At 48.7% G+C, this 8,346-nt stretch carries 7 protein-coding genes; 6 read left to right on the plus strand and 1 reads right to left on the minus strand.

The window, feature by feature from the left end; genetic code table 11:
- On the plus strand, positions 1–587 hold a 587-nt coding region (locus tag IQR33_RS33760; protein WP_228014030.1), incomplete at its 5' end, for a DUF2860 family protein.
- A 55-nt stretch (positions 588–642) separates the two neighbouring features.
- Here IQR33_RS33760 and IQR33_RS20145 read toward each other — a convergent pair.
- The gene (locus IQR33_RS20145) at positions 643–2,166 is read right to left on the minus strand and encodes a YifB family Mg chelatase-like AAA ATPase (protein ID WP_005383862.1); all 1,524 of its coding nucleotides are present in this window, start codon (positions 2,164–2,166) and stop codon (positions 643–645) included.
- Between the two features lie 465 nt (positions 2,167–2,631).
- Here IQR33_RS20145 and ilvG point away from each other — a divergent pair, with 465 nt between their 5' ends.
- The 5 genes from ilvG to ilvA all read left to right on the plus strand — a co-directional run.
- Positions 2,632–4,278, plus strand: a complete 1,647-nt coding sequence (ilvG, locus tag IQR33_RS20150) for an acetolactate synthase 2 catalytic subunit (RefSeq protein WP_005378960.1) — start codon at positions 2,632–2,634, stop codon at positions 4,276–4,278.
- Positions 4,279–4,289: 11 nt separating this feature from the next.
- Positions 4,290–4,574 (plus strand): acetolactate synthase 2 small subunit, encoded by a 285-nt coding sequence (gene ilvM / locus IQR33_RS20155; RefSeq protein ID WP_005378958.1) that lies wholly within the window; start codon positions 4,290–4,292, stop codon positions 4,572–4,574.
- A gap of 12 nt (positions 4,575–4,586) precedes the next feature.
- Positions 4,587–5,525 (plus strand): branched-chain-amino-acid transaminase, encoded by a 939-nt coding sequence (gene ilvE, locus IQR33_RS20160; RefSeq protein WP_025768922.1) that lies wholly within the window; start codon positions 4,587–4,589, stop codon positions 5,523–5,525.
- Positions 5,526–5,538: 13 nt separating this feature from the next.
- Positions 5,539–7,380: a dihydroxy-acid dehydratase gene (ilvD, locus tag IQR33_RS20165; protein ID WP_132937262.1), complete on the plus strand. Its 1,842-nt coding sequence runs from the start codon at positions 5,539–5,541 to the stop codon at positions 7,378–7,380.
- A gap of 2 nt (positions 7,381–7,382) precedes the next feature.
- Positions 7,383–8,346, plus strand: a 964-nt coding sequence (ilvA, locus tag IQR33_RS33765) for a threonine ammonia-lyase, biosynthetic (protein WP_228014031.1), incomplete at its 3' end; no start/stop codon positions are given.

Raw genomic sequence — 8,346 nt, forward strand, 5'->3', positions numbered from 1 at the left:
TCAAAGGCGAAACTTGGCGCAACCCTTATCAAGTAGGAACCGCACGTAAAGAGACGGATGTTGACGGCAATGCATATCGCTTTCAGATCAAAGGGTTAATTGATAGGAACTTCAACCTTGATCTTGCTTATGCTGATAAAGACATCGAGCAGGAGGAAGTGACAGACCGCTCACTTGCTCGCGATGCTAACCTTTACTATGTCAAAGGCGACTATCGCATTCCACTCAACCAAACGTCTATGTTGCAACCCGCTTTCACCTACATCAATCAAGATGCCGACGGTAAGGCGGAATCATTTGATTCATACGGGTTTGACATCAGCTGGTTTAAATTTATCAATCGCCATCGATTGGCTCTCACCGCGGGTTATGCATGGAAAGACTATCAAGGAGCTAGCCAAACTTTTGCTAAAACACGAAATGACGACACCATCAGCCTATTTGCGGCCTACGAATATCAAAACGTATTTGACTGGCAAGACTGGTCGTTCATTTCTTTAGCCGGCTATAGCCAAACTGACTCGAATATCACGTTTTATGAGGAGAAAGAGTACCTATTGTCGCTTGGTCTCAACTACACCTTCTAACGCCCTTCATCGCAACAAGGGGCTTACAACACTTGTTGCGATGACACTTTGCTGTCTATACCGCTTGCGCCGTAAGCTGTTTCAGTAAACGGTCCATCGCTCGATACCCAAGTGCCTCGGCCAAGTGCGTTCGTTCAATTTGCTCCGCCCCATCCAGATCGGCGATTGTTCGCGCCACTTTGATAATACGATGATACGCACGAATCGAAAGCCCTAAACGATGCAAAGCGGTTTCAAGAAACTCAGCATCACTCTTATGCAAGGGACAAAATGCCTCAATTTCTCGACTACCTAGCAGTGCATTGACCTTACCACTGCGGTTTAGCATATTGTTACGCGCATGGCTCACACGCGCTTTTACGATAGCAGTCGGCTCACCGCGATCACCACCTTCTGCTAATGTCCCTTTGGGCAAAGCTGGGATTTCTAAAGACATATCAAAGCGATCTAACAGTGGTCCAGATAATCGACCAAGGTAGCGCAAAATAGCTTGTGGATTGGTGCGCGCTTGATTGCCTTCGTAATATCCTGTCGGGCTTGGGTTCAATGCTCCAACTAATTGGAAACGAGCCGGAAAGCGTGTTTTACCTTGCGCTCGAGAGATAATGATCTCGCCAGATTCGAGCGGTTCGCGTAACGAGTCCAGAACTTTACGATCAAATTCGGGCATTTCATCGAGAAACAATAACCCGTTGTGGGCTAAAGAGATCTCCCCTGGTCTGGGTACCGAACCACCGCCGACTAATGCCGCCATTGAACTTGAATGATGCGGAGAACGAAACGGACGCGACTTCCAGTTATGCTCATTAATTTCACTCTGAGTCAACGATGCCACCGAAGCGGTTTCCATTGCTTCTTCGTCACTCATTTCCGGTAATAAGTCACACAAACGCGAAGCCAACATCGTTTTTCCAGTACCTGGCGGGCCAAGGAAAAGTAAGTTGTGGTTTCCAGCGGCAGCAATCTCCAGTGCTCGCTTACCTTGTTGTTGGCCAATAATATCTTGTAAGTCTCGACCATGTTTTTCGATCGTTTTTCGCTTAGGCGTTTGAAAAAGATTCAGTCGATGTTGACCACAAAGCTCGGCACATACTTCCAGTAATGATTGGGCCGATTTATGTTGTTCCTTCCCCACCAGCGCCGCCTGATCGCCATTCACATGTGGGACGACCAAATGACGTTGAATCTTACTGGCTTCCAGCGCAGCAGGCAGCACACCTTTTACAGGTCTCAGACCACCAGATAGTGCTAACTCACCCACAAATTCGTAGTTTTTGAGCTTATCTGTCGCGATTTGCTCCGAAGCGGCCAAAATTCCCAATGCAATAGGAAGATCAAAACGTCCTCCCTCCTTGGGTAGATCTGCCGGAGCCAAGTTCACGGTGATCCGCTTAGCAGGAAATTGAAAGTTAGAATTAATGATCGCACTGCGTACGCGATCTTTGGACTCTTTTACCGTTGTCTCTGGCAAGCCTACTAAGGTAAACCCTGGCATGCCGTTGCTGATATGAACTTCTACACTAACCGATGGCGCTTGCACCCCGACGCTTGCTCGACTATGAATGATTGCCAGCCCCATACGTTCCTCAATTTTTTTGAACACTCTGTAAACAAATGTTTTATCTAGTTGGTTATGTTATATACCGCGTCCCAATTGAGAGTTAATGTGAAAAAAGAATGACTTTTTGCTTGTCATGCAGCGGAATTGTGTGATACCACTAATGACGCAAACAATTTCGTAGAACATTACACAACATTTTTTAACGAAAAAAGAACGACAGACAGATGAACCTTTTCGCTCATATCAACGCACTGCTAGCCCTGATTATCGTGGTCATTATTGGCACCGCGCGGGGTATTGTGGGCGAAAGGTAACCACAAATTACAGAAAACCCCCGCACTGAAAAGTCCGGGGGTTTTTTTACAACTACAAGTTGTCATCTGTCTAACCCTCGGACAGTTTAACGGGAAGAATGGGAGTGCACATGAAGTGCAATAAATATGGCAATCGCTACGAGCCACAACGTAGCAAAGGAGGTTTACGATGACTGGTGCACAACTTGTCGTAGCCGCTTTAAGACAGCAAGGCATCGAAACCGTTTTTGGCTACCCCGGCGGGGCCATCATGCCAATCTATGATGCTTTGTATGACGGTGGGGTGGAACACATCCTATGCCGTCACGAGCAAGGGGCCGCTATGGCAGCTATCGGGATGGCTCGTTCCACTCAAGACGTTGCTGTGTGCATGGCAACTTCCGGCCCAGGAGCCACTAACCTTGTTACCGGCCTTGCCGACGCTTTCCTTGACTCCGTACCTCTAGTTGCCATCACAGGCCAGGTAGCTAGCTCTCATATCGGTACCGATGCATTCCAAGAAATGGATGTGATCGGAATGTCCCTAGCCTGTACTAAGCACAGCTATCTCGTGACCGAAATTGAAGATCTAGCTCCGACACTTGCCGAAGCCTTTGAAGTCGCAAAAACCGGTCGTCCGGGTCCTGTCATTGTCGATATCGCCAAAGATGTTCAACTTGCTCAAGCACCCACAGACCTTCTTCCTCCATACATAGCACCAGCAATCGAAGATGTCAGCGCTGAAGATATCAAACGTGCGCAAGATGTGCTGGCAGCATCTACTCGCCCAGTGTTGTATGTTGGTGGTGGCGTGCAACTTGCGAAAGCAACCGATGCAGTACGCGAATTTCTTCGCTTAAACCCAATGCCTGCAGTTAGCACATTAAAAGGTCTCGGTACCATTGAACGCCATGATCCTCACTATCTTGGTATGTTGGGTATGCACGGCACCAAAGCCGCCAACCTAGTGGTTCAAGAAGCCGATCTATTGATTGTGGTTGGCGCGCGTTTTGATGACCGTGTGACGGGTAAGCTCGACACGTTTGCACCAAATGCGAAAGTGATTCATATCGACATTGATGCTGCGGAGATTCATAAACTGCGCCACGCCAACGCACCATTACGTGGCGACATCAACACCATTCTTCCTCAGCTAGAGCTGACTCAAGATATTTCACCGTGGGTTCATCACAGTGAAAGTCTGCGCAGCGGCTTTAAGTGGCGTTACGACCACCCGGGCGAGTTAATCTACGCACCGCTATTGCTTAAACAACTGTCTGACATGATGCCAGATAGCTCAATTGTCTCGACCGACGTCGGTCAACACCAGATGTGGGCAGCGCAACATATCCAGCCACGCGAACCACAAAATTTCATCACTTCTGCTGGTCTTGGCACCATGGGCTTTGGCTTGCCAGCAGCGATGGGCGCTGCAGTCGCACGTCCTGATGATCAGTCTATCCTTATTACAGGTGACGGTTCATTTATGATGAACGTTCAGGAATTGGGCACGCTGAAGCGTCGGCAGATTCCAGTGAAGATTGTCCTTCTTAATAACCAACGTCTTGGCATGGTTCGCCAATGGCAGTCATTGTTCTTTGACGGTCGCCACAGTGAAACCATTCTTGATGACAACCCAGATTTCGTGATGTTAGCAAAAGCATTCGATATCCCGGGCAAAACCATCACCAAGAAAGAAGAAGTCGAACCTGCTCTCAAAGAGATGCTAGCGAGTGAAACTTCTTACATGCTTCACGTTTTGATTGATGAAGAAGAAAACGTGTGGCCATTGGTGCCACCTGGCGCATCAAACAGTGATATGTTGGAAAATACATAGGAGACAATCGCATGGACAGATATTTACTCGACATCAAAGCCGATGACAAACCGGTACTGTTGGAGCGCGTTCTACGTGTGATTCGTCACCGAGGTTTCGTGATCAAACAAGTCGCTGCTACGCAAAACCACGAAAGCAAAGTAGCCAGCGTCGAGATCATCGTCGACAGCGATCGACCAATCTCGTTTTTGATCAATCAAATAGAGAAGTTGTGGGACGTTCGTAAGGTTGAGGTGCTAAAAATCCGCAACGATGAACTGCCAAATCACAACTTACAACAACACGTAAGTGCATAAGGAAGGCAACAAATGGCAACGAAAACTGCAGATTTCATTTGGTTTAATGGTGAGATGGTTCCATGGGCAGAGGCGAACGTTCACGTTCTGACTCACGCAATGCACTATGGTACATCCGTGTTTGAAGGCGTGCGCTGTTACAACACACCAAAAGGCCCAATTGTCTTCCGTCACCGTGAGCATGCACAACGTCTAAAAGATTCTGCCAAGATTTACCGCTTTCCGATCCCTTTCTCTGTAGAAGAAATCATGGAAGCGACCCGCGAAACACTGCGCCAAAACAAACTCGACAGCGCTTACATTCGTCCATTGGGTTTTGTCGGGAATGTTGGCTTAGGCGTATGTCCACCAGTTGGCACTGAGATGGATCTAATCATTGCAGCATTTCCTTGGGGCTCTTACTTAGGCGAAGAAGCGCTAGAAAAAGGTGTCGATGCGATGATTTCAAGCTGGAATCGCGCTGCGCCAAACACCATCCCAACTGCGGCTAAAGCAGGCGGTAACTACCTATCTTCACTACTGGTTGGTGGTGAAGCGCGTCGTCACGGTTACGACGAAGGTATTGCGCTAAGCGTAGATGGTTACCTATCGGAAGGGGCTGGTGAAAACATCTTCGTTATCAAAGATGGCGTAATCACTACACCACCAGCAACTAGCGCGATTCTACCGGGCATCACTCGTGACTCGATCATGACAATTGCACGCGATAAAGGCTACAAAGTACGTGAGGCGAACATTGCTCGTGAAGCCCTTTACCTTGCCGATGAAGTCTTCATGACAGGTACTGCGGCTGAGATTGTACCAGTGGCAACCATCGACAAAATTGAAGTAGGTACAGGTAAACGCGGCCCAATCACTAAAGAACTACAAGCAGCCTACTTTGGCCTATTTGACGGCACCACGGAAGATAAGTGGGGCTGGTTAGACTATGTGTACCCAGAACAGAAGTAAGAAGGATTAGGAAATGCCAAAATATAGATCAGCTACCACCACACATGGTCGTAACATGGCGGGTGCACGAGCACTGTGGCGTGCAACGGGTGTGAAAGAAGAAGACTTCGGTAAACCAATCATCGCCGTTGTAAACTCGTTTACTCAATTTGTTCCGGGTCACGTACACCTGAAAGACATGGGCCAGCTTGTAGCGCGTGAAATCGAAAAAGCCGGCGGCATCGCAAAAGAATTCAACACCATCGCGGTTGATGATGGTATCGCAATGGGTCACGGCGGCATGCTGTACTCACTGCCTTCACGCGAACTGATCGCAGACTCTGTGGAGTACATGGTCAACGCGCACTGTGCCGATGCCATGGTATGTATCTCTAACTGTGACAAAATCACTCCGGGAATGTTGATGGCATCTATGCGTCTCAACATCCCGGTTATCTTTGTTTCTGGTGGTCCAATGGAAGCGGGTAAAACCAAGCTTTCTGATCAGATCATCAAACTAGACCTTGTAGATGCGATGATCCAAGGCGCGGATCCAAAAGTGTCTGATGAGCAAAGCGAGCAGATCGAACGCAGCGCATGTCCAACGTGTGGATCGTGTTCAGGCATGTTCACTGCAAACTCAATGAACTGTCTAACGGAAGCACTGGGTCTTTCTCAACCAGGTAACGGTTCTATGCTGGCAACGCACGCTGACCGTGAACAACTGTTCCTTAATGCAGGTCGTCGTATCGTTGAACTGACTCGTCGTTACTACGAGCAAGATGACGAATCAGCACTGCCACGCAACATCGCTACGTTTGATGCGTTCGAAAATGCGATGGCACTGGATATTGCAATGGGTGGCTCAACCAACACCATTTTGCACCTGTTGGCTGCAGCGCAAGAAGGTGAAGTGGATTTCGATATGGAAGATATCGATCGCCTATCACGCCAAGTACCACACCTATGTAAAGTGGCACCATCTACCCAGAAATATCACATGGAAGACGTACACCGCGCTGGTGGCGTCATGGCAATTCTTGGTGAGTTAGATCGTGCAGGTCTTCTACACAATGATGCGCGCACCGTGCTTGGCCTTTCGATGAAAGAGCAGCTGGCGAAATACGACATCATCCAAACTGAAGACGAAGAAGTACTTAAGTTCTACCGCGCAGGTCCTGCGGGAATTCGTACTACTCAAGCGTTCTCACAAGATTGCCGCTGGGATCGCCTTGATGACGACCGTGCGGAAGGCTGTATTCGTACTATCGATCATGCCTTTAGCCAAGAAGGTGGCCTAGCCGTTCTATCAGGCAACATCGCATTAGATGGTTGTATCGTTAAGACTGCTGGTGTGGATGAGAGCATTCATAAATTCACTGGCCCAGCCGTAGTTTTCGAAAGCCAAGAAGACGCCGTAGAAGGCATCTTAGGCGGCAAAGTAAAAGCTGGCGACGTGGTTGTTATCCGTTACGAAGGCCCTAAAGGTGGTCCGGGCATGCAAGAAATGCTTTACCCAACCACTTATCTAAAATCGATGGGCCTTGGCAAAGAGTGTGCACTTCTGACTGACGGCCGTTTCTCTGGCGGCACATCAGGTCTTTCTATCGGCCACGCCTCTCCTGAAGCAGCAAACGGCGGTGCAATTGGCCTGGTAAAAGAAGGCGATATAATCGCAATTGATATTCCAAACCGTTCAATTTCACTCCAAGTGTCTGAACAAGAACTTGCTGAGCGCCGTGCAAAACAAGACGAACTAGGCTGGAAACCAGTTGACCGCCAACGTGAAGTTTCATTTGCACTCAAAGCGTACGCGAGTATGGCAACCAGTGCTGACAAGGGTGCAGTACGAGACAAGTCGAAGCTAGAGGGCTAGCAATGATGGAAGCTCAACCCGAAAAACAAGTGAACCAAACTGGCGCAGATTATCTGCGCCAAATCCTTCGCGCACCTGTTTATGAAGTAGCAACAGTGACGCCACTGCAAGAAATGCCTCGTTTATCTGCACGTATCGGGAATAACGTGCAGATCAAGCGTGAAGATCGCCAACCCGTACACTCGTTCAAATTGCGCGGTGCATACAACATGGTGGCGAGTTTATCTGAAGCACAAAAAGCCGCTGGTGTCATTGCAGCATCGGCAGGTAACCACGCTCAAGGCATGGCGCTCTCTGGTACTAAGCTAGGCATCAAAACCACCATCGTGATGCCTAAAACCACACCAGACATCAAAGTCGATGCGGTACGTGGCTTCGGTGGCAATGTAGTGCTGCACGGCAGCAACTTTGATGAGGCAAAAGCGGAAGCGGAACGCCTTTCTGATCTGCATGGGTACACATTTGTCCCTCCTTTCGATCACCCACTGGTGATTGCAGGTCAAGGCACCATCGGCATGGAAATGCTGCAGCAAAATGGTCACCTTGATTACATTTTCGTCCCTGTCGGTGGTGGCGGTTTGGCTGCGGGTGTTGCGGTACTTGTGAAGCAGCTCATGCCAGAAATCAAAGTGATTGCAGTTGAGCCAGAAGATTCGTCATGCCTCAAAGCTGCTTTGGATGCTGGTGAGCCAGTAGTACTAGACCAAGTCAGCATGTTTGCCGATGGCGTCGCTGTAAAACGCATTGGCGAAGAGACTTTCCGTCTATGCCAAAAGTACATTGATGGCCATATTGCCGTCTCTAGCGATGAAATCTGCGCAGCAGTAAAAGACATCTTTGAAGACACCCGTGCGATTGCAGAGCCTTCTGGCGCGCTTGCTCTGGCGGGTTTGAAGAAGTTTGCTGAGCAAAACAAACTGCAAGGTAAGAATTTAGGTACTGTGCTGTCTGGTGCCAACACTAACT

It is taken from the genome of Vibrio sp. OPT46, assembly GCF_015163535.1.
GTDB classification, from domain to species: domain Bacteria; phylum Pseudomonadota; class Gammaproteobacteria; order Enterobacterales; family Vibrionaceae; genus Vibrio; species Vibrio alginolyticus.

What these genes read in the sequence shown, in the direction of transcription:
- IQR33_RS20145 (WP_005383862.1), bottom strand. Translation starts at nt 2,166, where the DNA reads ATGGGGCTGGCAATCATTCATAGTCGAGCAAGCGTCGGGGTGCAAGCG.
- ilvG (WP_005378960.1), top strand. Translation starts at nt 2,632, where the DNA reads ATGACTGGTGCACAACTTGTCGTAGCCGCTTTAAGACAGCAAGGCATC.
- ilvM (WP_005378958.1), top strand. Translation starts at nt 4,290, where the DNA reads ATGGACAGATATTTACTCGACATCAAAGCCGATGACAAACCGGTACTG.
- ilvE (WP_025768922.1), top strand. Translation starts at nt 4,587, where the DNA reads ATGGCAACGAAAACTGCAGATTTCATTTGGTTTAATGGTGAGATGGTT.
- ilvD (WP_132937262.1), top strand. Translation starts at nt 5,539, where the DNA reads ATGCCAAAATATAGATCAGCTACCACCACACATGGTCGTAACATGGCG.